Origin of the sequence: uncultured Shewanella sp., assembly GCF_947501665.1 — a bacterium.
In the GTDB taxonomy this organism is placed as follows: domain Bacteria; phylum Pseudomonadota; class Gammaproteobacteria; order Enterobacterales; family Shewanellaceae; genus Shewanella.
In genome coordinates this window covers 49,793-72,632 of record NZ_CANMWS010000014.1, presented here as the reverse complement: position 1 = coordinate 72,632, position 22,840 = coordinate 49,793, and the positions used below count along the sequence as shown (strand labels likewise).

The window sequence follows — 22,840 nt, the reverse complement described above, 5'->3', positions numbered from 1 at the left end:
ATAAAGTCAGTTAATTATTTCTTGGAGCAGGCTTTGGGCTAATGTTCTTATTTCAGGTTGAACATTTTCGATGAAACTTTGCTCGATACTGGTTTGTAAGGCCTCGATTGCTTCTGAAGATTTTCCTATTGAGCAATAGCATTGAGCAATTCTAAAAGTGACACCAGCATCACAAGCATCCATTAAAGCGGCATAACCATAGAAAGATAATGCATTTTCATATTGCTCTAATGCGTGCAGACAAGAGGCAAAGCCAAAGATATATTCTCGTCTCCATGAGTTGTTCATGACCAAATAAGTGAAGGCACTCAGAGCTGACGGCATATCTTGTTGCTGATAATATGTCAGTGCATCCTGGTAGATATTGTTGAGTTCATCTTCTGTTACACCGTTATGCTCTGCTAGTGATTGGTGTCCGTCAATGACGCGTTCTATTGCATTGGCTAGCTGCTTAAGTTCAGGTGTTATTGAGGGAGGGGGCATTTTAATTCCTTATGTATTTAGCGTTACAAATAATAATGTAGATGTTGGTGATTTTTATTTTATGCTTTATTTTTTTAGCGTTAGGTTTAGTGCGGTTTACTTAAATGCGATATGGTATTATTTAGAAAATAGACTGCGGATGATGGAATACTGTTCAAGAATTAAATCTATGATACAAAAGAGTGAGAATGGATGGCTATCATATTTATGGATGAATAAAAAGAATCTCATCGTACCAGACTTTTAAATTATTCTGCTTTAGTATAATAATTTGGATTAAATTGATGAATAAATGACTGTAGCTTTGAGTCGTATATGATATTGGTGGTAATGTTTATGTTTTTTATTTCGTATTGTAACTTGTCATTTTATTGCACCTAAAATAATTTTATTCATAAAGTGTATTATATGTTTTCAGGTACCAGGTGAAATAACTAGTTGTGTACTATTTAAGGTATTTATATAAGGTTTTCTAGCATTATTATATTTTATTTCGACTTTAGTTTAATAAGTTTTGGCATCATCATTGGCCTTTAGGTTTATAGGCTTTAGTTTATTATTTAAAAGTCAAAAACATGGCAATGTATATTATTAATCTGATTTTTTAAACAACACCAATAATAATATTGGTGTTGTTTAAAAATAATGATTTAACTTTTATTACCCCAAGGGTTAATCGGAAGGGGAGCTTGATTCGTTTTTGCTTTTTTCTTTACTGAAGAAGAGGATTGTTCAGGTGCGGTTTTTTCTTTTTTAGCGGTGGCTTTTTTATGTTTTGGTACATAATTTAAAATGGATACAGGCACGACTTTTTTAGGGGCAAAACCGTCGATTTCTTTACGGGTGATTAAGTGACCCAATTTGCTTTCAATAGCGCATAAATTTTTAAAATCATCTTTTGAAACCAGTGATACCGCTTCTCCCTGACTGCCTGCGCGGCCGGTGCGGCCAATACGATGAATATAATCGTCAGCGGGGTAAGGTAAGTCATAATTGACAACTCTAGGCAGGTTATCAATATCAATGCCACGTGCAGCAATGCCCGTTGCAATGAGCAGATTGATCTTACCGGATTTAAAATCAGCTAAAATCTTTTCGCGGATCGCTTGGCTACGGCCACTATGGATGCACTCTGCATTAATACCGCGTTTTTCAAGTTGGCTAACAAGTTTGGCTGCGCCTTGTTTTGTTTCAATAAAAATCAAGGTTTGTTGCCATTGATACTCATTAATTAAATGACTTAAGAGAGCCGATTTTTTATCTTTATCGACAGTGACTAACCATTGTTCGATTTGTGGACCATTTGCTTTGTTCACCACTGAAATTTCAACGGGTTTTATAATCGTTGTTTTGGCTAGGGCTTTGACTTGATGAGAAAGGGTTGCCGAAAATAATAAATTTTGCCTATTTTGAGGCAACTTATCCATGATTTTATTGATATCTTCAATGAATCCCATGTCGAGCATTCTATCGGCTTCATCTAAAACCAGTATTTCTAATTCATCAAAATGGACGGCTCTTTGGGTGTACATATCGAGTAAGCGCCCAGGAGTGGCAACGAGAATATCAACACCTTCAATCAGTGCCTGTTTTTGTGGTTTAAGATCGACCCCACCGTACATGGCCAGAGACGTGAGATTAAGTGTTGAACTGTATTGTTTAATATTGGTGTCAACTTGTACCGCAAGTTCACGAGTGGGGGCGATAATTAATGCCCTGACGCGTTTTTTACGTGTTGTTTCATTGTCTTTTAGCTTTTCTAAAATAGGCAAGACAAAGCTGGCTGTTTTACCTGTTCCTGTTTGAGCCGCTGCAATGACATTTTTACCTGATAAGATAATAGGAATGGCTTTAGCTTGAATGGGAGTTGGTGTGGTGTAACCCTGGTGAGTTATGGCGGTAATGATTGGATCACTTAATCCCAGTTTAGAAAAAGGCATGGTTATCTCAGTTGATTATTTTATGATAATTGTTCGGCAGATTTGACTATTTGCATTGTTAAGGCGCGAATATCTAACTGTGTTTGTATTATATCTGACTCATTCCTTTTTTATAAATTAATTTGCTAGGCGTTGATGTTTCAAACGCTAAAGTGGAATCGTAATGTTTATATTGAGTTTCTCTTATGTTAATCACTATGGGTTTGAGTGTCTGTTTTGTTGTTTTTTGGTTTTCAGCATTAAACTTTAACGTATTGATTTTATATGGTTAAAATCATTAATAAAAAATAATCGTCCAATAAGAGTTCAGTGTAAAAAGATGCTTGCAATGTAATGTATGTAAGCGTAAAAGTTTTTTATGTTGTGCTTTTATTGATTGAAGTTTGTTATGAATCGTTCTTTGCAAGGTAATCTTATTGCGATTGCTGCTTTTGCAGTCTGGGGGTTAACGCCATTATTTTATGGTTTACTTGATGGGAAAAATACCTTTGAGTTATTAGCACATCGCATTATTTGGTCTGTCCCTATTGTCTTTATGTTTAGTTACTTAATGACTATTCGTTTTGATTTTAGTCAAATTTGGTCTGATAAGCGTTCTTTGTGGTATAGCTTTTTGGCCGCGTCGACGATGTGTGTGAGCTGGTATGCTTTCATTTATGCTGTTACCCATCAGCAAGTGTTAACGGCGAGCTTAGGTTTTTTCATTAATCCGTTGATCACAATTGCACTCAGTATCGTTTTACTCAAAGAAAAACCCACAACGGGGCAGGCTTTAGCGATTATATTGAGTATTCTAGGGGTGGGGTATTTGATTTTAACCACAGGGCAACTCCCTATTCTGGCATTATTAATGGGCGGTTTTTTTGCGTTATATGGCGTATTAAAAAAACAAATTCGTTATGATGCTATGACTGCTGTGATGGTTGAGTCCGTTGTGTTGCTTCCTTTTGCGTTAGGCTTTGTAATATATGAAGTTGCAACAGGAACAAGCGTCTTTATAAATAGTACGCCGATGACCCAGTTGTATTTCGTGTTAACGGCACCAGTGACTCTAGTGCCTGTGATATTGTTTTCGCTTGCGTTGAGACGAACCTCATTGACTGCTATTGGACTTATTCAATATTTGGAGCCTAGTTTACAGTTTATTTTAGCCACTTGGGTATTTAGTGAAATGTTGGATGTGCATAAGCTCATTACTTTTTCATTTATTTGGTTGGGGCTATTATGCTGTTTGATTAAACGGCCGTTACTGTTAGTGAGCCCGAAAATGAATCAGTCCTAAAATGGTATAAACCCATGGGATGATGTGAGGATCTCCGTTCATTTGAAAGTGAACGGAGAAACCCCGTGTGGTTTTATGCTTCTTCTAACCAAGATATATCTGGAAGTTTATCTAAGTGAGTTTCATAACGGGTTAAATTAAAAGAGGCTTGTTTTTGCATGACGTCTAGTACTTCAATTGACAAAGCACAGGCTATTAATTCGATAGCTTCTTCACGGGGTGTACCTGTCATCATTAAGCGCATGAGTGTGCTTTTCACTTTGATGGGGTTATTATCAGATAGCTGATTTTCGACGACTTGTTTTAAATCTTCGCCAGTCATCATCGCTTCATTGTCATTGTTCATTGTAATTTATCACTCTATTTACTAAGGTTTGATGCATATTCTTCAACGTTATGTCGATTACACCCTGATATTACCCACGCTCAGCATGAGTATCGTCATCGAGATGGGTATTAAACCCCATAAATATTGCGATACTTTTGAAGCCGACAACAGGGCGTGATTGTATCGTTAAGTGTATCGCGCTATATGTCTTGTTCTCAATGCCATTGAGAAAAATCGGCCTCATTAGCATCGATTAGAAGAAAATGATGTTGCCTAATTGATTCGTCATTGACTGAAAATGTGATTATCAAAATTTAATTTTATCAAGTGGATACATTGATTTAGTTATTATGTGTATTCGCTCAGTAAGGTTGCAAAATCCATGATGGATTACAGTTCATTTTTTCATTGATACCCTTTCATTGGATAACCCCCTCTAAAGTCAGTCTGTTTATTGTCATTTATGGTTAAAAAATAGGAATAAAGTGGATTCATCTTTATTCAATATCTAAGCTCATCAGACCAGTTGGTTGGGGGAATGCGGTTTTTTTGATAGATGAAGTGTAAGGTTATTATATACTTGAGACTAAAGAGTCATGTGTATACGTAATGGATTTTGATTATTTGAATATTATTATTCAGATAAGGCTCTTTTTTGATCAAGGACAACATCGAGTAGGGAGATCTTCACTTTTAAAAAGACAAATATTGAGGCGGTTAAATGACGATAGGTTTGAATATTTCAAATCATGAGAATGTTGTAGTTAGTGAAGAGCGTTTATCTAAATTATTGAGTGACGATAGTCATGAAGCCACCACTAGAACAGTATGGGAGTGCATACAAGATTTTTTTTCTTGGAATAATCGCTCTGAGGCATTTACTGAACTGCATAAGCTTATACATCAGAATACAGATGAAAATAGCGACATGAACTTAGCGAGTATTGAGACTTTCCAAGTATTAGCGAGTCTAGCCTCTTCAGAGAATCGGGCTTTATTTACAATTCATATGTCCTCAAAAGGAGGTGATGATGTTGCTGAACTTTGTATCGATTCAAAACCCATTAAGACAATAAGGTTAACTGAACAACAAAGCAGGCAGCTAGCAAGCCTATTTGGTTGTGAAAAAGATTTACTGCATGGTGTTTTTAAGCCAAACCCTTTGACAGATCATTTGATTGAAGTCAAAACTAGCGATGTCACAGATAGTGACTTTTTAACCGGCGGTGTGAACAAAAGGTTTTCACAAGGGGTATTGAAAGCAATGGACGCTGTCGGTGAAGCTGATTTTGTATTAGAGCGTAAAATAGGTGAGTACATAAAAGAGCAGCCTAATAAGGATGAGCTTAACCGATTCATTTCCTTGCAAACTCAAATAGAGCCTCCAGCGCATTTAGACTCTGATTATGTCTATGCAGTGGTACCTGTTTATGATCGTCAGCATGTCCAAAGTGCTGAGCTTGATGTGTCTATGAGCCAATTATCTCGAGAAGATGTTGAAAATATTTCATTTCAAATTGTTGATATGTTGAGGGTTATGTATAAATCGAAAATATCACATGATGACCTTCATATGCATAATCTTATGGTCCATAAGCTAAATGATGGGTCATTGATCTTACAAGCCATTGATTTTGGCCGAGGGAAAGTCGGAGATGATCCCGACTTGAATCCTTATGCTGATATCAATTATATGTTTAAAAGGCAGGGGATTAACTTTGCTGAGACCTTTGCTCGAAATCATTTACTGTTTGATGGTTCTGAAAAAAAGATGAAGCATTACCCTTTGCATAATTTATTGGAAAAGTTTACGAAGGAGGGGAGCGATAATACCGCATTATTGGACAATATTGGGACGAAATTAGTCGAGGACTTAGAAGCGGCTGGTGAGGATAATCGTAAGATTGATTTAGCCTTTTTCTTTGCATCCAAAGCGTTAGAGCAAGCTTTTAGTCAGTTAAATGATTCTGTGATAATTGTAAATCAGCGAGTTAACTTTCAACATTTTGTTTAAGTATTCCTCATTCAAAAACAGGAAGGGTAAAACCTGAGCATCAATTTACTCACATGTCCCTTAAGGTGCAGGCTTTAAACAAGCTTAAAAGTAGTCAATTTTATTTGACTATTTTTAAGCTATTTAACCAACAGCCCCTAGTTAAAACTGTTAATATCTTCCATTGACGGCAATGAAGGAAAAGCACCTTTTTTTGTACAGGCAAATGCACCACATGAAGTGGCAAAATCAATAATAAGTTGCAATTCACTTTGTTCAGTGAGCAGTTGGTTTAATGTCTTTGCATTATTGAGGTATTGATTTAATTTAAATAGCATCCCTCCCACAAAGGCATCTCCTGCTGCAGTGGTATCAACCACTTTGATGGTGGGTATGTGGCATTCACCTTGAAAATTTGGTGTATAATATCGCACTGGTAAGTGACCATTACTTATCATTATTATTGATACGCCATGTTTGAAACACTGTTGCATAAAGAGGAATTCTTCAGGTTCTTGCATGGAATCCAATAAAAAATCGAGTTCTTCTTGAGACAGTTTTAAGACATCACAATGGCGTATGCATTGCCATACTCTTTGGTAGGCGAGTTGTTCATTATTCCATAAATTTAAGCGCAAATTGACATCGAAACTACGTAGACAATGATGTGTTTTAGCTAAGGTTAATCCATGAATTGTCGTTTCATAAATGGTTTCTTCTGTAAGACTATTTGAGCAGACATGAAATATGTTGTTATCCATAAAGGCTTGAGGGGAAAAATCACTCGCAAGGAACAATAAGTCTGCTGCTGGGGGACGGTAAAAGCTAAAACTTCGCTCTCCGTTTGCATCGAGAGAGACAAAAGCGAGAGCCGTTTTTGCTCGTGAGGTTTGCAGACAGTAGTGAGTGTTGACTTGATGTTCATTGAGGGAAGTCAGTAGATAATCACCAAACATGTCTTGACCCAACATACCACAAAATGCACTTGCTCCGCCTAATTTAGCGTAAGCAACGGCGACATTCGCCGGTGCTCCTCCTGGAAATTTCGTGAAGGTTTCAGGTGTGCCTCCATTGGATAAGAAGTCTATTAAGGCTTCACCAAATGCGAGTAAACTCATAATGCTTGTTCCTTTAATTCTATTGCTTTAATCACTTCGTAACAGGCGCCCATCGTATGGTAATCTGTTTTGCCCCCTGCAGGGCTTTTTATATCATTATAATGATTATTGTTGGCATCTAATATGAAATACCAGGCGCCATATTGATGATCTATCATGTGCTTCCAGCAATAGGTCCAAATTTTTTGGTACCAGTGCCAATAGCTGTCTTTGCCTGTGGTGATAGCCAGCAATGCGGCTGCCGCAAAACTTTCTGCCTGAACCCAGAAATATTTATCATTATCACAGATTGAACCATCGGGTGAGAAACCGTAAAAAATGCCTCCATTGGTTTCATCCCAAGCTGTTTCAAGGGCTGTATTAAATAAAAATTCGGCACGCTCAATCATCCACTCTTCAGGTTGATGACGATATAAAATACATAATAATTTTGCCCATTCGGTAAAGTGACCGGGCTGATAACCCCATGGACGGTACAAGTTTTGAGGATCATCTTTATTATATTCCCAATCGATTTGCCATTGGGGGGTGTAATGTTCCCAGATGAGACCTTGACTTATGGATGCTTGTCTGAGGGTGATATTACGCGCCAATAAGTGGGCGCGAGATAAAAACTTAGGATCTGAAGTGACTTCAAAAGCAGTCAGCATGGCCTCGCACATATGCATGTTAGCATTTTGACCACGATATTCGCTAAGTTGCGTGAAGTCAGCATTATATTCATCTTTATAAAGTTCGAATTGATTATCCCAAAAATGTGTTTCTAGTAAGGTCCACACTTGTTCTATTTTATCTTTTGACGTGCTGATACCCGCTTTGAGTGCCAAGGAATGACTGAGAAGTACAAAGGCTAATCCATAGCAATGGTTCGTGTCGTTAGTGATAACGTCACTTGATAATTGCCAAATATAAGAGCGCATGTTTGAATTTTTATGTTTTGATTCGATGAAATCTATACCGTGCTGTACGACTTTTAAATAAGTTGGGACGTTTAATTCAATGGCTGCCATTGCGTAGTTAAAAATAAATCGGCAACTTGAGACTAAATGGCGATCTTTTTTGTTATAAATGTTTCCATTGTTAGTGAAGTTTTGAAAAAAACCATTGTTATTGTCAATGCAATGAGGGTGGTAAAAGGCCATAGTTTGTTTGATGTGATCTTTAAGAAAGGATAAATCTTTAAAATCTGGAACAGAGGCGTTAATAGATATATCTTTTTGTTTATTCATGCTTTTAATCTCATTTCTTTATCAAATAAATTAAGTGCTTTAACGATTAAATCATGGAGGAGGTCATTATTTAAGTTATATTCGATTAACTTGACATCATAGTCTAAATTGCTAGTGTGCGTTAGTTAACAAAATTAAAAGTGGCTTCTTAATAAAGCCTGAACGTATCATTAATGAACCAAAAATATGGAGTATACTTGTGGCTGGAATTCCAAATGTCTCATCATCTACTCAGTCTCAAGATCCTGTAGAGATTAATTATCGATTTCCTTTAGCCTCAATGTGTGTTTTGTTCTTTTTTATTGGTTTTATCACTGTTTTAAATGATGTGTTAATCCCGCATTTAAAGGAAATGTTTTCGTTAAATTACACTCAAGCAATGTTGATTCAATTTTGTTTTTTTAGTGCTTATTTTGTTGTATCGGTTCCAGCGGGTTTATTAGTACATAAAGTGGGTTATAAAAGAAGTATGATTTTTGGTTTACTGATTACCGCATTAGGATGTGTACTTTTTTATCCCGCTGCTTCTTTACATCTCTATTGGTTCTTTTTGCTTGCTTTATTTGTTTTAGCCAGTGGACTCACGATATTACAAGTCTCTATAAACCCCTATGTTGCCGCTTTGGGGCCTGAAAGAATGGCATCAAGTCGGCTTAATTTAGCTCAAGCATTGAATTCATTTGGTACGACGATAGGGCCATTTTTTGCCGGAATGATGTTGCTATCAGCTGCAGGAGTTGCTGCTGGAGCCGAAGCGGTTAAAATACAATATTTGATGTTAGCTGGTGTGCTTATTCTTGCGTCTCTTATTGTAAAAACATTGAAATTACCGGAAATCAATGGATCCAGTCGTATGGTTGAGGCCAATGATGGAAGAAGTATATGGCAGGCTAAACAGACACTGTTTGGCGCATGTGCTATTTTTTTCTATGTCGGGGCCGAAGTGGGGATCGGTAGTTTTCTGATTAATTATTTTGAGCTACACCATATTGGCAATATGCCTGCTGCCAGTGCAGCACATTTTGTTGGATATTATTGGGGGGGAGCCATGATTGGGCGTTTTATCGGCGCCGTTGTCACTCGAGTGGTTAAGCCTCAACGTGCACTGATGTTTAATGGCTCTATGGCTATTCTCTTACTATGCATATCAATGAACAGTAGTGGTTATATTGCGATGTGGTCTATTTTGGCTGTAGGGTTATTTAATTCTATTATGTTTCCGACTATTTTTACTCTGGCCATCAAAGGTCTTGAGCAACATACCAGTCGAGGCTCTGGGTTACTTTGTCTTGCCATAGTTGGCGGAGCAATTATGCCTTTGGTTCAAGGCAGTGTTGCTGATGTGACTGATGTTCAAGCAAGCTTTATTATTCCCGCATTAAGTTATTTAGTGATCATTGGGTTTGCTATTAGTGCGCCAAGATTAACGGATAAGTGGTGTCAATTAAAAGAGAAGTGGTAAGTGTAAAGATTTGATGTATTTTTTTGAAGTAACAATATCTCAGTAAATCATATCCTTAATAGCTCATTTCGCTCACCTATCAACTCGGCGGCATACCGCTAGGTAAACCCTTTTCTATCGATAAATCATTACTCTTGTTTGTCGGTTCATTATATTCAGGTAATGGATCACAGCTCTTGTTTATCGACTAAACTGAAGTAAATCATCATCCTCTTAAAATAGGTGTAAAGTGAACCAAAACGAAAGCGAAGTTGGAGTAGAGTCATTTCGCTATCGCTGGTGGCTGCTGACAGGATTAGGCTTAGGTCTTGTCATCATTAATCTCGATGTGACGATTATTAATTTAGCTTTGCCTGTTATCGGTGACGTTTTTTCGGCGACATTATCTCAGTTACAATGGGTCAATAATATTTATTTAATTGCCATGGGGGGCTTGATGATCACCACAGGTAAGTTAGGTGATCGTTTTGGCCATAAATTAACGATGATGTGGGGCGTGACGATTTTTCTTATTGGCTCTTTACTTGCCAGCGTTGCTCCTAATTTATGGTTTATTATTCTAGGACGTTTTGTTCAAGGCGTAGGGATGGCGGGGACTTTTGGTATGGTCTTTGTTATTGCTGCTGGGCATTTCCCTAAGCATCAACAAGGGTTAGCAGTGAGTATTATGGTGGTATTTACTGCTTTAGCACAATCGTTGGGACCAACATTAGGAGGCTTAATTGTTGAACATTGGGGATGGCGTTGGGCATTTTTAATTAATGTACCTGTATGTTTGATTTGTTTATTGATTATTTATCTGACGGCTAAAAAGGATAAAGGTAATAAGCAAATCAATGTACACGTTCCTTCTAGTTTTTTAATATTAATTGCGTTTTTGATGATGCTATATGCATTTAATATTGTCTCTTTGACCGGTTTTTTGAGTTTATCTTTTCTAATGCCATTCATTTTTGGTGGTTTGGTACTAGTAATAACCTTGTACTGGCAACGGTTTTTATCACATCCATTGATAAGCTTGGGGCTTTTTAAACAGAAACTATTTTTAGGTTTACTTATTACTCGAGCTTGCTTTCAAGTTTTATTTGGATCTTTTTTATTTATTTTGCCGCTGTATTTAGAAAATATTCTGAATTTTTCGCCAGCATCAGCAGGGTTGGTGATGTTGATCATGACTGGTTGTTTATGTATAGCATCTATTAGTGCAGGTCAGTTTAATAGTCGTTTTGGACCTTTACCTTCTATTGTGGTTGCACAGTTTATCGGATTTATGGGGGCTATTATTTTAGTACTCATGCCTGAGGAGCTGTCTTGGTTATATTTAGCTTCGGGCATGGTTTTTATTGGGATCACTGTGGGCCTCATGTACGCTTCAACCAATTTAGCTGCTGTTCAGATGGCACCTAAAAGTGAAAAAGGGGCTTCTTATGGCTTGTTCATTTCCCATACTTATCTATGGTATGCCTGTGGTATTGCTGGCGCAGGACTCTTAGTGAGTAGCATGTCTGTTAATACCTTTATGTTACTTGCAGCAGGAGAAATGACAAAAGCTAGTTCACCCAGTATTGAGCAAATTTTACCGTTTATTACGGGTGCTCAACCATTAGATAAGATATTGGTTCTATTTAATGATACCGCGGTTCATTCATCAGTATTAGCGTGGGGAAGAGATGCTTTTCACAGTGGATTTCATGCTTTGATGTTAGTTTATTTGCTTCTTTCTTTCATTGGGCTTTGTGCCAGTTTACTTTTTAAGAATACGTCACATTTATTACATAGTGACTAACAAATAGTTGGTATCTTGATTGACTTATCACAGTAAGGTTAGGTTGGTTAGTCTGTTTTAATGGTAAGGTTAATATATTTTAGTTGATTAAATTTAATTGGTTTTATACAAGAATTTTGTTTTTATGATAGAAAATAAGATATATTTATGGTTTATATATTGATGTTGGCTTGTTTTTAATACATTTTATAAATATATTGATTGAATTTTGAGTGGGTTGGTCTAATTTAGACCTGCTTTTGGTTTTAATTATTTCCACTTAGTTTAATTGAAAATATTTTTTATTCGAAATGCCGTTTTTATAATAGATTTACTTTTGACATGATTTTTTATTTATATATTATGCCCCGCTGATTTTAAAACTTGATATGCTTTTATTGAATGATATGGGATTTATGAATAATTCTTTTTTTAAGATCTTATTTGAAAATAATGATATTGCAATACCTAAACTAGATAGTAATGGTGGGTTTTCAATTAGTTTAGATAATAATATCGACATTTATATTAGGTCAGATGATAAAAAAGACAAGTCTATTACTATAACAAGTGAATTATTGGATATTGATGAAGGTTTAGTTCAACGTGATTTGTTAATTGATCTGCTGTGTGCTCAATACTCAAATCAACAACCTGAAGGTGTTTTTTTTGGGGTGGATAATGCTCGGGAATCAATATTGTTATTTAAAGAGGTTGACCTATTACTGGGTAGTTACGATGAAATTTTAGAACAATTAATTATATTTGCCAAAACGACTAAATATTGGCAACAAAAATTACAGCAGGAAGAAAAAGAGAACTTTGTTCCTGTATTAGAAAAAACCTCATTGAATAAATTTAATTTGATGAATTTTGCTTAAAATTTAAATAAAGAGATACCTTTGATGCCGAAAATAACGACGGGTACAGCTTCGAGTTCTGAAATCAGAGTAAATGAAAATAGTGAAATAGTTACGGGTAATCATACATTATCTGTTAAACCTTCTACGGCTGAACTCACAAAAAAAATGGAGAAAACGAACCTTAAAGAACATATACAAAACGAACAAGATCCTAGAATATCTGGTGTATGTACAGGAAGAATAAAAAGTAAAAAAATCAAATCAAAAACTGATATTGAACAAATTACAGGCGTTATTTCTCAGCTATTTCTGTTAAAAGGAAAAGGCGGAAAACAAATTAGCACCGCATTGAAAGCTGGTGTTGTTAATATTGCAAAAAGGCTGAATTTAGATACTTCAAAGCTTGAAAAAACATCACCGAGTAAAATCACTAGCGATGATTTGGATTGTATTTTAAAAAAATTAGTAAAAAAGTCTACCAATAAGGTTAATTTACGTACTGTCGTTGGAGAACTATTGAATAAACCTAGCTTATCAGCAAAAATTACTGGCATTAGATTGCAAGCGCATTTGTTAGAATATCAAAATGCGCATGAAGAGAAATATTTTCATAAAAATGATAAAGTTATGATAAAAGCTATCGATGCCAAAAAAGATAATATGGATAGTGATAATCTTAAAAACCATCAGGTCAAAGTCGGTAAATTGACAGCTGCAATGAGGTTTGTTGCTGATGAGCTGTTAAAAGAGTTAAAAGAACAACAAGCAGATTGGAAAGATACTAATATAGAAATTATTCGTAACAAATGTTTTGAAGGCTTTAGTGAAAAAGTCTCCAAAGCTATATGGAAACCCGTTTCTTACACGACAGGGAAAGAAGAGTTTGGTGAAATCATGAATGTGCTGTTTTTTGCCAGTTTTGCAGGTAGCTCTTCTACTAATTTTGTCAATCTTAAGTATGATAAAGAACTGAATGCTAAGCAACTTGAATTAATGGGAACAGGTTTAGCAACATTGAATGAAAGGAACAGTTCTCATAAATTACCCAAGGGAGATTTGGGGGGGCATATGGCAATCTTTAGTCCTCTGGGAACAGAGTTAATTAATCGAACTTTTCAAAGTCAGGTTATTGAGACAATTGGATATCAGGCTACGCGTCCAGTATCACATGTAAAAGCCGATGTGAGTCAAATAACAAATTTACAGCAAGCTTGTGAAACCTATTTATCTAATAAGAGACTCATCGATTTACCGGGGAAAAAAGCCATTTTATGGAGCAGCAATAAAGGGTTACTAAAAACAGGCAATGAGCAATTGTACAGTAAGGAAAACCTTGCAGGGTTAGCGACTGCTTTGAAGAATAAAGGGTATGAACACCTTATTATTGTTGGTGATAAAGCGGCTAAGGTCGAAAAAGGGAAGATGCTTGGTAAAGATGGTGTGAAGTTAAATATTGACCATTTAGGTCTTGGAAATAAAGTGAATAACACACCGAATAATATACAAAATATTCAAAATCGTATGGGAGATGAAATACGGGTTCATGATTTGACTGAAATGTGGAAAGACCCAGTATTGAATGCGATTGAGGGGGAAAACTATATTAAGCAAATTGCAGTATTTAAAGAGCTTCAGAAAGAAGGTGTGGACTTATCATTTGGAAACCGTTCTGGTGGAATGGATTTAGTCATGCTATCTACTGGAATTGGTGGTGTTGTGTATGATGATGATCCAAATAGTCACAGATACTTTAATATGACGTCTATTGCGCCTCATATGCAGCAAATTGCTGTTAATGTTGGAAGTGATTTTGCTCATAAAGTGAATCAAGAAAGGGCGAGTGATTTAGAAACCAGAATGGATTCATCAATTCAAGCGAGTGCTGCGTACTCTATTTAATCTCACTAATTTTTTATTTATATAAAGAGATAAAGCAGAAGTATCAACTGCTTTATCTCTTTTTGTTTATCCAGATAAGCTGTCGTATTTAGACATTGAGTATACTTTAATGACGGCTCTTGAGTAGGTTTGTTTTTTAGATAAACGGAGATAAGGTAACAAGTGTTAATTTATTTATTACTAACACCATTGTAACTTACAAAACTAAATGAAAATTAACTGTTGCCTTGATTCATGATGAACAATAATTAAGATCTATTTTAATCGGAGTGAAGCTGAATGAAGTTAATGCGATTTGGTGCAAAAGGTTATGAAAAGCCCGGGGTGCTCATTGACGGTAAGGCTTATGATTGCTCAGTTTTAGTGGATGACTGGCAAGGTGAAACTCTATCGAACATCGATCGAACGGCAATATTCCAGCAGGTGAAACAAGGTCAACTTGTTCAGATTGGTGATACTGTACGCCGCGGTCCTTGTGTCGCTAGGCCGCCGAAATTAATAGGCATAGGATTAAATTATTTAGATCATGCGAAAGAACTTGGTTTAACTCCACCAGATGAACCACTCATTTTCCTCAAAGCCAATAACATTACGGCCGGCGCATTTGATGATTTGTATCTTCCTCCTCATGCTAAACAGGTGGATTGGGAGGTTGAATTGGGCATTGTGATAGGCAAAGAGGCTTTTAATCTTAACACGCTAGCCGATTCCGAAGACGCGATATTGGGCTATACCATAGTCAATGATATTACTGATAGATATTGGCAGTTTGATCGGCAAGGGCAGTGGACGAAAGGAAAGTCATATCCTGGATTTTGTACTTTGGGGCCTTGGATGTCGTTTAAAGAAGATGTACAAGTTGATAATTTATCACTTGAGCTTTCTGTCAATAATCAAGTTAAACAGGCGAGTAATACTCAGCAGTTGGTGTTTACTCCAGCTCAAGTGGTGCATTATCTTTCTCAGTTTATGGCTTTAGAGCCTGGGGATATTATTTGTACTGGGACGCCTGGTGGCATAGGTTATTCTTCAACGCCTCAACAATTTTTACATGCGGGAGACATCATTACTGCGAGCATTGAAGGTTTAGGTGAGCAAGAACAGCGTTGCTATAGCTAAAGTGGTTAAACCCGCTTGTCCACCACACTCATTGAAAATTGATATCTTAATGAGTGTGGTCAAGGGTCATTATTGCTGGCTTAATTGTTTACCTGTGTAATCCAGTTTTTTATAATTTTTCCCCATGGCTTCAGCCACTTCTGGTGGCATATAATTTTCATCGTGTTTGGCTAAGACTTCAGTTGCTTCGATACGGCCTGCAGAGCTCAATACTCCTTGAGCGACAATGCCTTGACCTTCTCTGAATAAATCAGGCAAGAGATCATCATAGGTGATAATCACTTCTTCTCCTGATCCATCATGGATAGCAAATTCAACGTAGAGGCTATCAGGATCTCTTTTCATTGAGCCAACCGTTACCATTCCACCAACACGGATCCTTTGTCCAATTGTTGGTTTTATGCCTGTATCTGGTTTGCCGTGTAAAATTTCTGATGGGGTGAAAAATAAATTCATATTACTGTTTAGTGCATACAGTAATAAAGAGGTCACAGCCACAACGCCAGCAATAAGCGCGATGGCTAAGGTGAGTCTTTTTTTGCGTCTTGAATTCACTGTGTATTACTCCGTCTGGCTTTTAATAGTTGTTCTCTTTGTCTTTTTTTATTGATATTTTTAAATAGCTGCTTCTTTTTAGCTCGGCTGGTGAAGATTAATAATCCAAAGCAAGTGAAGGTGACGCCATAAGATAGCCATACATAAAATGCATAGCCCCCCATATTTAAAAAATCACTGATACTGTGAAATTGCATTATTGGTTATCCTCTTGTTGAGCAAGTTCTCTTACCCAAGAACGCATGCTGTTTCGAGTGAGAACCTCTGTGCGAAAACGTAGCAAAGTGATTGCGCCTAAGAGTAAGCCAAAGCCACCGATATTGATCAATAGCGGATAGAGCATGTCACTGGACATTGTTGATTCTTCGGTAATTTTAATGGTCGATGGTTGGTGAAGAGAGCTCCACCATTCAACGGAATATTTAATAATGGGAATGTTTACCACGCCTACAATGGCTAAAATGCCAGCGGCTCGTGCGGCTAATACTTTATCTTCAAATGAAGCATAGAGGGCTATAACCCCTAAATATAAGAAAAGTAATATGAGTTCAGAGGTGAGTCTTGCATCCCAGACCCACCATGTTCCCCACATAGGCTTTCCCCAAGCGGCACCAGTAATCAGCGCAATAAAGGTCATGACAGCGCCGACAGGGGCGATGGAAGCTGCCACCCAATCTGCTGACTTTATTTGCCATACAATACCGACAAAAGAGGCACTGGCCATAGCGACATAGGCTGTCATTGACATTGAGGCTGCGGGTACATGGATGAAGATGATACGGTAGCTATCACCTTGTTGGTAATCACTGGGGGCAAAAAGCAGTCCCCAAAGAGTACCCACACCAATAAATAGCATGGCTAAATAACTAAACCACGGTAATAGGATGTTTGATAAACGGTATGCCTTCTGAGGATCAGCATAAGAATGTAACCATTTCCACATATTAATTAATACTCACTCTCAATGAAGCCCCAATGGCAAAAGGGGCCAAAATTAATGATGTTATTAGCATTGCGCCGATAATGGCGAGTTGTCCGGTATAAACTAAATTCATACTTGCAGCGTCAATCGCGCTGGTCGAAAAAATAAGAACGGGAATATATAAAGGCAAAATTAACAAACTCAGTAGCACGCCACCTTTTGGCAGTCCTACTGTTAATGCTGCACCAATTGCGCCTAATAAGCTTAAAATAGGCGTGCCAAGGGCTAAAGTCATCAATAATGCACCATAACTTTGAGACTCAAGGTGTAATAGTACAGCCAATAGCGGAGCGATGATGATAAGCGGGATCCCTGTAAGTACCCAATGTGAAATGACTTTTGCTAACACTAATAAAATCAGTGGATGCGGGCTCAATAGCATTTGTTCAAGACTGCCATCGAGATGATCAGCCTTGAAGAGTCGTTCAAGTGATAGCATTGAAGACAATAAAGCGGCAACCCAAATGCTTCCTGAGGCAATGCGACTTAATGTTGCTGGCTCTGGGCCAATGGCCAATGGAAATAACACGATCACTAGAATAAAAAATAATAATGGGTTGAAGATATCATTGCGATGACGCACTGCAACCTGTAAATCACGTAAGAGTACACAGAGGAATGCACGGGAATAATTCATGTTTTTTTGCATAACATTTCTCATAGCATACGATATTCGAGTTGAATTTTTTTCAACCTTTGTGGGCTGATAAGGCTCATATCTTGATGAGTGGTCAAGATCACGCAGCCCCCCCTGTCTGCATGTTCAATAAATAAACTTTCTAATTGCTTTACGCCGTTTTTATCAATGGCGGTAAAAGGCTCATCTAAAATCCAAATACTGGCATCATTATGCCACAAACGACCTAATGCTGTGCGGCGATGTTGTCCCGCAGATAAATGACCTGTTACACTGTCTTCAAATCCAAAAAGACCCACTTTGTTTAAAATATCGCTGGAATCGAAATCTTGGTAGCCCATTAATGTTAAATTGAAATTAAGGTTTTCGCTTGCGGTTAACTCACTTTTTACGCCGGGCAAGTGACCTAAATAAAGCAAATCACCGTGGTAGTCATCGCGGCAAGAGATAATGGGTTGATGTTTAAAAAGGACTTGTCCTGAATAGGGGCGTGATAGCCCGGCTAAGATCCTTAAAAGACTTGTTTTACCTGCACCATTTGGGCCTTCTATTTGAATAATATCGCCACACTTGATATCAAAACTGAGTTCATCAAATAAAATACGTTCTTCACGTATACAAGTGAGATCAGTAGCACTCAGCAGTGTGTTATTTTTTGTCGGTACTACCACGTTATCACCTAATGCAATGATGTCATTAATATTGTTTATATTTCATATTATTAACCCATGTGTGGAGTACCAAACATGAGATTTTTTATTGACCGAATGCCGATATTTAATTTTATTTATTAAATTATTGCAGCCTATTGAACCGATAGTACGTTCAATAGGGAGCGATATTAACATAAATAGGTCAAGGGGTTTAGTATTGGTTAACTTTGTGTGTCGAATATTTGATCTGGGTACCGTGTTGGCTATCTATCCTCTTATCTCGACAATATTCTTGCTTATATAGAGTGGATACCTGTTATTTAGCAATATCTAATGTGCGATTATAGCGCTATTTTTGTACTAAAATCGAGATCTAGGTGGCATTTTGGTCACAAAAAGGTGAGATTTGTTACCTTTTGTAGTAGGCTTGTCGCGCTAAAAAAGAGTCCGCTTCATTGGATTGAAAGATCTAAGATTAATCATTAAAAAGCGGCGTTGGGCTTTGTATGTATTTGCATTAGGAACATAAATCATGAAAAAACGGTTAGCTATGACTGCAGTAGCAGCATTAACCTTGTCCGCTAACGTTTTCGCTCAAACAGGCGAAGAAGTGTATAACAAGGCGTGTCAAGTATGTCACAGCATGGGGGTTGCTGGCGCACCAAAAGTCAATGATGTTGCCGCATGGGAACCTCGTCTAACTCAAGGTATGGAGACATTAATCTCTACTGTTAAAACGGGTAAGAATGCGATGCCACCAGGTGGAATGTGCATGGATTGTACAGATGAAGATTACAAAAATGCCATTGAATTTATGTCTAAGGCAAAATAATAATTTGATTGCTTTTTTACATTAAAAAACCGGCAATTGCCGGTTTTTTTGTGTTTAAATGTTATCTGATAAGTGTATTCAATTTAAGTGTGGCACTTTGACCGACTTGTAAATGCATTATCTCAGCTGTGAGGTCACCTTTTTGCGGTTTAACTTGATTGTGTTTTGACAATACGGCGATGACTTCCACCGTCTCGCCGGGAATGAGGGCTCGCTCATTGAGCTTATCTTGGTTTGTCAGCACAACTTGAGTCGGTAATTGGCTAGCTGATATTTTCGTGGCCACGAGTGGGATTTTAGGTGTTGAAAGTGTTCGAGCAAAAATAAACAAGGTATCACTCGCGTCAACATGTGCTTTTAATGCACTGTCAACATTGATATTCATTGTCAAAGTATGACTTGAACTGACTTCATTAACAGCCTGAGTCGGCTCTGGTTTCAGTTGGGCTTTGGCATTATCGATTGCGTTGTTAATAGCAGCTCTATCAATATTATCTTGATTACTATCTAGGATGAGTTGCCAAGCATCGATTGAAGCTTGATATTGGCCATTAAGGAATGCATCCATCCCCACCAATAATAATGTTGCAGGATCGGTAGGATTAAGCGTTAATGATTGTTTAATCAATGCTTGTACTTCAGGTGTCAGTTGTTGCTGGGCATCGTAATACATTGCAGTGGCTTTAGGGCCGAGTAATTCGGCATGAACACCTGCTAAATCAATCGCTTTGTCAAAAGCATTAATCGCTTCTTTATATTGATTCATCGCCATATAAGCATGGCCTAAGCTGAACCATAATTGACTATTATCAGGTTGCACTTTGGCTTGTGCTTGCATCATTTCAATGCGCTCTAGCATAGTCAAAGGGCCTTTTTTCTGACTAATAGGCGAATTGGCCCATTCAAGTGCTTGATAGGCGCCAATAGAGGAATAAAGATAACCTGATATTCCAATGACCATGAGTGTCATAAAGCTAGGCCAAAAGACACCTTTAGCCTTAGTATGAGGCATTAAGGCTTCATCTTTACCTTGTTTAATATCTTGTAATAATCCGATTTCAAGCTCTTGCTTGAGAGAGTCAAATTCCTTTTGATCTAATAAGTTATCATTTAGTTCTTGTTCTAAGGTTTGTAGCCTTTGATTGAACAAATTGAGATTCGTTTGCTGGCGTACAGTGTGTGTTTCTGTTTTCAATAACGCCGCTTGACGAAAATGTGGTAACCAAATCAATAGGATACTGACTAATATGAATAACGCTAAAAAAATCCATAATGTGGTCATTATTTTACTTCACTTAAAATTGGGTGATCAAAAGGCGGTGTTACCGCTGAGTTGATTGCTGATTATACATTCATTACACACTAATATAACCTTAATTTCTCAGTCTTGAGTTTTGCTTCACATTTTAGCTCTTAAATGAGGCTTATTAGGGTGCCGGTATGAGACGAAACCCGCAGTTTTTTGCGAAATAAGCAGACATAGAGCCTGACAAACATTAAAATAGCGCAAATTAACACCCACGCTAAATGATTAACGAATCAAAAGAGAATGATCTTTTTTGTTTGTAAAATTTATAACAAAATGTTGTTTAAGCATGTAACTTGTTGAGCATTATATTGATAATAATGTGGGAAAGCGATAATGACGGATGTTGTTTGGCACGCTTTGGTTGAGCCCCAAACCTATCCAATATTAAAGAGGTAACAGCATGATCCCTGAACTTGGACATTTTTCGCTGATCTTAGGCTTGGCGTTTGCTTTGCTATTGGCGATTGTTCCATTAGTGGGCGTGGCTCGAAAAGATCAATATCTAGTCGGTTACGCACGTCCTTTAACCTATGGCATGTTTACATTCATTGGTTTTGCTATTTTGGCATTAGGTTATAGCTTTGCTGTCGATGACTTCTCCGTTGCTTATGTCGCCAATCATTCAAATTCTTTATTGCCTTTTTTCTTTAAGTTAGCTGCTGTGTGGGGAGGGCACGAAGGATCGCTGCTGTTTTGGGTCTTTGCTTTATCAGTTTGGACTACTGCTGTGGCACTGTTAAGCCGAAATTTAGAAGCGGCTTTTGTTGCTCGAGTGCTGGCGATTTTAGCTATCATTATCGCTGGCTTTACTTTTTTTATGCTATTGACCTCAAATCCTTTTGAGCGTTTATTTCCCATGCCGATGGAAGGGCGCGATTTAAACCCAATGCTGCAAGATGTTGGCTTAATTATTCACCCTCCGATGTTGTATCTTGGTTATGTGGGTTTTTCGGTGAGCTTTGCTTTTGCTATTGCAGCTTTAATGAGTGGGCGACTCGATTCTGCTTGGGCGCGCTGGACACGACCTTGGACGCTGGCTGCGTGGATATTTCTAACGGGTGGAATCGCTCTCGGTTCTTGGTGGGCGTATTATGAGTTAGGTTGGGGCGGTTGGTGGTTTTGGGATCCTGTTGAAAATGCTTCGTTTATGCCTTGGTTGATCGGAACGGCCTTATTGCACTCTTTAATTGTGACTGAAAAGCGTGGTACGTTTAGAAACTGGACGGTTTTACTGTCTATTTTTGCGTTTTCGTTAAGTTTATTAGGCACCTTTATTGTTCGTTCTGGCGTATTGACTTCAGTCCATTCATTTGCGTCTGATCCCGGAAGAGGCATGTTTATTTTGCTATTGCTTGGGATCACCGTTGGTGGTTCCTTAACGTTATTTGCGTTTAGAGCAAGTAATTTAAAAAGTCCCGCACGGTTTGAATTAAATTCAAAAGAAACCATGTTGTTAGCCTGTAACTTGATCCTTACTGTCGCCTGCGGAACAGTATTGTTGGGAACCTTATATCCACTGATTATTGATGGTTTGGGAATGGGGAAAATCTCTGTTGGTCCCCCTTATTTTAATGCGGTATTTGTGCCTATTGTATTGGTTCTTTTCGGCGTGATGGGGATTGGACCGATTATCCGTTGGAAAAAATCTAAGGCGGGCGAGTTACAAAAGCAATTATTACTACCTGCAGCTATAGCTTTATTAACGGGGGGGGCAGTTCCTTTTATTGCCGGTAGTGAATTTAATCTTTGGGTGATGTTAGGTATTACTGCTGCGACTTGGGTGACACTGTCAACATTGAGAGCGGGGTATAATTTACTGAGAAGCCCTCAAGGTCAACTTCAGCTTAGTCGCTTAACGGGGAGTCAATGGGGCATGTTGATTGCTCATCTTGGTATTGCGGTATCGATTGTTGGTGCGACTATGGTATCGAATTATTCTGTAGAAAAGAGTGTTCGAATGGGACCTGGAATCACCAAGGAACTGGCTGGTTATGAGTTTGCTTACCTTGAAACTAAACCCGTTCCTGGGCCTAACTATATGGCGCAAGAGGGGCAAATTCAAGTATCGAAAAATGGTGAGTTTGTTGCATTATTGCAGCCCGATAGACGCCAGTATACGGTGCAAGTGATGAGCATGACAGAGGCGGGTATTGATTGGGGAGTGTTTAGAGATCTTTATATTACTATGGGCGATCCGATAAATAGCACTGAGTTTGCTGTTCGCTTAAACTATAAACCCTTTGTGCGTTGGTTATGGTTTGGGGCAATTTTTATGATGTTTGGTGGTTTGTTAGCGGCGATGGACAAACGGTATCGTCAACGTAAAACAGCGGCTCAAGTTAATAAAATTCCGTCAATTAACAACAAACCTGTGACAGTATAATAGGCGAG

At 37.8% G+C, this 22,840-nt stretch carries 20 protein-coding genes; 9 read left to right on the top strand and 11 right to left on the bottom strand.

The genetic code is table 11. The annotated features are described in order from the left end of the window. Positions 1-6: 6 nt before the first annotated feature. On the bottom strand, positions 7-483 hold the full coding sequence (locus Q0976_RS12265) for a CesD/SycD/LcrH family type III secretion system chaperone (protein WP_299494127.1): 477 nt from the start codon (positions 481-483) through the stop codon (positions 7-9). A 650-nt stretch (positions 484-1,133) separates the two neighbouring features. Further along, positions 1,134-2,423 carry a DEAD/DEAH box helicase gene (locus Q0976_RS12260; RefSeq protein ID WP_299494126.1) on the bottom strand — a complete coding sequence of 430 codons (1,290 nt, stop codon included), beginning with the start codon at positions 2,421-2,423 and terminating at the stop codon, positions 1,134-1,136. A 388-nt stretch (positions 2,424-2,811) separates the two neighbouring features. Here Q0976_RS12260 and rarD point away from each other — a divergent pair, with 388 nt between their 5' ends. Further along, complete coding sequence (gene rarD, locus Q0976_RS12255; RefSeq protein WP_299494125.1) at positions 2,812-3,705, top strand: EamA family transporter RarD; 894 nt, start codon at positions 2,812-2,814, stop codon at positions 3,703-3,705. Positions 3,706-3,778: 73 nt separating this feature from the next. Here rarD and Q0976_RS12250 read toward each other — a convergent pair whose 3' ends face one another. Continuing rightward, positions 3,779-4,051 (bottom strand): hypothetical protein, encoded by a 273-nt coding sequence (locus tag Q0976_RS12250; RefSeq protein ID WP_299494124.1) that lies wholly within the window; start codon positions 4,049-4,051, stop codon positions 3,779-3,781. A gap of 703 nt (positions 4,052-4,754) precedes the next feature. On the opposite strand from Q0976_RS12250, the gene Q0976_RS12245 reads away from it, so the two are divergent. Beyond that, positions 4,755-6,047, top strand: a complete 1,293-nt coding sequence (locus Q0976_RS12245; RefSeq protein WP_299494123.1) for a hypothetical protein — start codon at positions 4,755-4,757, stop codon at positions 6,045-6,047. 137 nt (positions 6,048-6,184) lie between these two features. Here Q0976_RS12245 and Q0976_RS12240 read toward each other — a convergent pair whose 3' ends face one another. Then, positions 6,185-7,144, bottom strand: a complete 960-nt coding sequence (locus Q0976_RS12240) for a carbohydrate kinase (RefSeq protein ID WP_299494122.1) — start codon at positions 7,142-7,144, stop codon at positions 6,185-6,187. Continuing rightward, complete coding sequence (locus Q0976_RS12235) at positions 7,141-8,373, bottom strand: AGE family epimerase/isomerase (RefSeq protein WP_299494121.1); 1,233 nt, start codon at positions 8,371-8,373, stop codon at positions 7,141-7,143. Before Q0976_RS12235 ends, Q0976_RS12240 begins: the two co-directional genes overlap by 4 nt. Before the next feature lie 199 nt (positions 8,374-8,572). Between Q0976_RS12235 and Q0976_RS12230 the strand changes: the two genes are divergently transcribed. From Q0976_RS12230 to Q0976_RS12210, 5 genes are all read left to right on the top strand, one after another. Continuing rightward, on the top strand, positions 8,573-9,835 hold the full coding sequence (locus tag Q0976_RS12230; protein WP_299494120.1) for a sugar MFS transporter: 1,263 nt from the start codon (positions 8,573-8,575) through the stop codon (positions 9,833-9,835). Positions 9,836-10,064: 229 nt separating this feature from the next. Continuing rightward, entirely contained in the window at positions 10,065-11,621 is a 1,557-nt protein-coding gene (locus Q0976_RS12225; protein WP_299494119.1) for an MFS transporter, read from the top strand. A gap of 395 nt (positions 11,622-12,016) precedes the next feature. Continuing rightward, complete coding sequence (locus Q0976_RS12220; protein WP_299494118.1) at positions 12,017-12,481, top strand: hypothetical protein; 465 nt, start codon at positions 12,017-12,019, stop codon at positions 12,479-12,481. Positions 12,482-12,505: 24 nt separating this feature from the next. Next, on the top strand, positions 12,506-14,362 hold the full coding sequence (locus tag Q0976_RS12215; RefSeq protein ID WP_299494117.1) for a hypothetical protein: 1,857 nt from the start codon (positions 12,506-12,508) through the stop codon (positions 14,360-14,362). A gap of 279 nt (positions 14,363-14,641) precedes the next feature. Beyond that, a complete protein-coding gene (locus Q0976_RS12210) occupies positions 14,642-15,481 on the top strand; it encodes a fumarylacetoacetate hydrolase family protein (RefSeq protein WP_299494116.1) in 840 nt (279 codons plus the stop codon). A gap of 69 nt (positions 15,482-15,550) precedes the next feature. On the opposite strand, the gene ccmE is transcribed toward Q0976_RS12210, so the two are convergent. The 5 genes from ccmE to ccmA are packed head-to-tail and all read right to left on the bottom strand — an operon-like array spanning position 15,551 to position 18,326. Further along, entirely contained in the window at positions 15,551-16,036 is a 486-nt protein-coding gene (ccmE, locus tag Q0976_RS12205) for a cytochrome c maturation protein CcmE (RefSeq protein WP_299494115.1), read from the bottom strand. After that, positions 16,033-16,233, bottom strand: a complete 201-nt coding sequence (ccmD, locus tag Q0976_RS12200) for a heme exporter protein CcmD (RefSeq protein WP_299494114.1) — start codon at positions 16,231-16,233, stop codon at positions 16,033-16,035. Before ccmD ends, ccmE begins: the two co-directional genes overlap by 4 nt. Beyond that, positions 16,233-16,979, bottom strand: coding sequence for a heme ABC transporter permease (locus tag Q0976_RS12195; protein WP_299494113.1), 747 nt, complete (start codon positions 16,977-16,979; stop codon positions 16,233-16,235). The genes ccmD and Q0976_RS12195 overlap by 1 nt, the downstream gene beginning before the upstream one ends. 1 nt (position 16,980) lies before the next feature. Next, positions 16,981-17,667, bottom strand: coding sequence for a heme exporter protein CcmB (gene ccmB, locus Q0976_RS12190; RefSeq protein WP_299494112.1), 687 nt, complete (start codon positions 17,665-17,667; stop codon positions 16,981-16,983). Between the two features lie 8 nt (positions 17,668-17,675). Then, entirely contained in the window at positions 17,676-18,326 is a 651-nt protein-coding gene (gene ccmA / locus Q0976_RS12185) for a cytochrome c biogenesis heme-transporting ATPase CcmA (RefSeq protein ID WP_299494111.1), read from the bottom strand. Positions 18,327-18,840: 514 nt separating this feature from the next. On the opposite strand from ccmA, the gene Q0976_RS12180 reads away from it, so the two are divergent. Further along, entirely contained in the window at positions 18,841-19,140 is a 300-nt protein-coding gene (locus tag Q0976_RS12180) for a c-type cytochrome (protein ID WP_299494110.1), read from the top strand. A 61-nt stretch (positions 19,141-19,201) separates the two neighbouring features. Here the strand turns inward: Q0976_RS12180 and ccmI are convergent, their stop codons facing one another. After that, on the bottom strand, positions 19,202-20,422 hold the full coding sequence (ccmI, locus tag Q0976_RS12175) for a c-type cytochrome biogenesis protein CcmI (protein ID WP_299494109.1): 1,221 nt from the start codon (positions 20,420-20,422) through the stop codon (positions 19,202-19,204). A gap of 427 nt (positions 20,423-20,849) precedes the next feature. Here ccmI and Q0976_RS12170 point away from each other — a divergent pair, with 427 nt between their 5' ends. Next, positions 20,850-22,832: a heme lyase CcmF/NrfE family subunit gene (locus Q0976_RS12170; protein WP_299494108.1), complete on the top strand. Its 1,983-nt coding sequence runs from the start codon at positions 20,850-20,852 to the stop codon at positions 22,830-22,832. Positions 22,833-22,840 lie beyond the last annotated feature (8 nt).

Excerpts from the sequence above, each read along its gene's own strand:
- Q0976_RS12265 (WP_299494127.1), bottom strand. The coding sequence starts at position 483 with ATGCCCCCTCCCTCAATAACACCTGAACTTAAGCAGCTAGCCAATGCA.
- Q0976_RS12260 (WP_299494126.1), bottom strand. The coding sequence starts at position 2,423 with ATGCCTTTTTCTAAACTGGGATTAAGTGATCCAATCATTACCGCCATA.
- rarD (WP_299494125.1), top strand. The coding sequence starts at position 2,812 with ATGAATCGTTCTTTGCAAGGTAATCTTATTGCGATTGCTGCTTTTGCA.
- Q0976_RS12250 (WP_299494124.1), bottom strand. The coding sequence starts at position 4,051 with ATGAACAATGACAATGAAGCGATGATGACTGGCGAAGATTTAAAACAA.
- Q0976_RS12245 (WP_299494123.1), top strand. The coding sequence starts at position 4,755 with ATGACGATAGGTTTGAATATTTCAAATCATGAGAATGTTGTAGTTAGT.
- Q0976_RS12240 (WP_299494122.1), bottom strand. The coding sequence starts at position 7,144 with ATGAGTTTACTCGCATTTGGTGAAGCCTTAATAGACTTCTTATCCAAT.
- Q0976_RS12235 (WP_299494121.1), bottom strand. The coding sequence starts at position 8,373 with ATGAATAAACAAAAAGATATATCTATTAACGCCTCTGTTCCAGATTTT.
- Q0976_RS12220 (WP_299494118.1), top strand. The coding sequence starts at position 12,017 with ATGAATAATTCTTTTTTTAAGATCTTATTTGAAAATAATGATATTGCA.
- Q0976_RS12215 (WP_299494117.1), top strand. The coding sequence starts at position 12,506 with ATGCCGAAAATAACGACGGGTACAGCTTCGAGTTCTGAAATCAGAGTA.
- Q0976_RS12210 (WP_299494116.1), top strand. The coding sequence starts at position 14,642 with ATGAAGTTAATGCGATTTGGTGCAAAAGGTTATGAAAAGCCCGGGGTG.
- ccmD (WP_299494114.1), bottom strand. The coding sequence starts at position 16,233 with ATGCAATTTCACAGTATCAGTGATTTTTTAAATATGGGGGGCTATGCA.
- Q0976_RS12195 (WP_299494113.1), bottom strand. The coding sequence starts at position 16,979 with ATGTGGAAATGGTTACATTCTTATGCTGATCCTCAGAAGGCATACCGT.
- ccmB (WP_299494112.1), bottom strand. The coding sequence starts at position 17,667 with ATGCAAAAAAACATGAATTATTCCCGTGCATTCCTCTGTGTACTCTTA.
- Q0976_RS12180 (WP_299494110.1), top strand. The coding sequence starts at position 18,841 with ATGAAAAAACGGTTAGCTATGACTGCAGTAGCAGCATTAACCTTGTCC.
- ccmI (WP_299494109.1), bottom strand. The coding sequence starts at position 20,422 with ATGACCACATTATGGATTTTTTTAGCGTTATTCATATTAGTCAGTATC.
- Q0976_RS12170 (WP_299494108.1), top strand. The coding sequence starts at position 20,850 with ATGATCCCTGAACTTGGACATTTTTCGCTGATCTTAGGCTTGGCGTTT.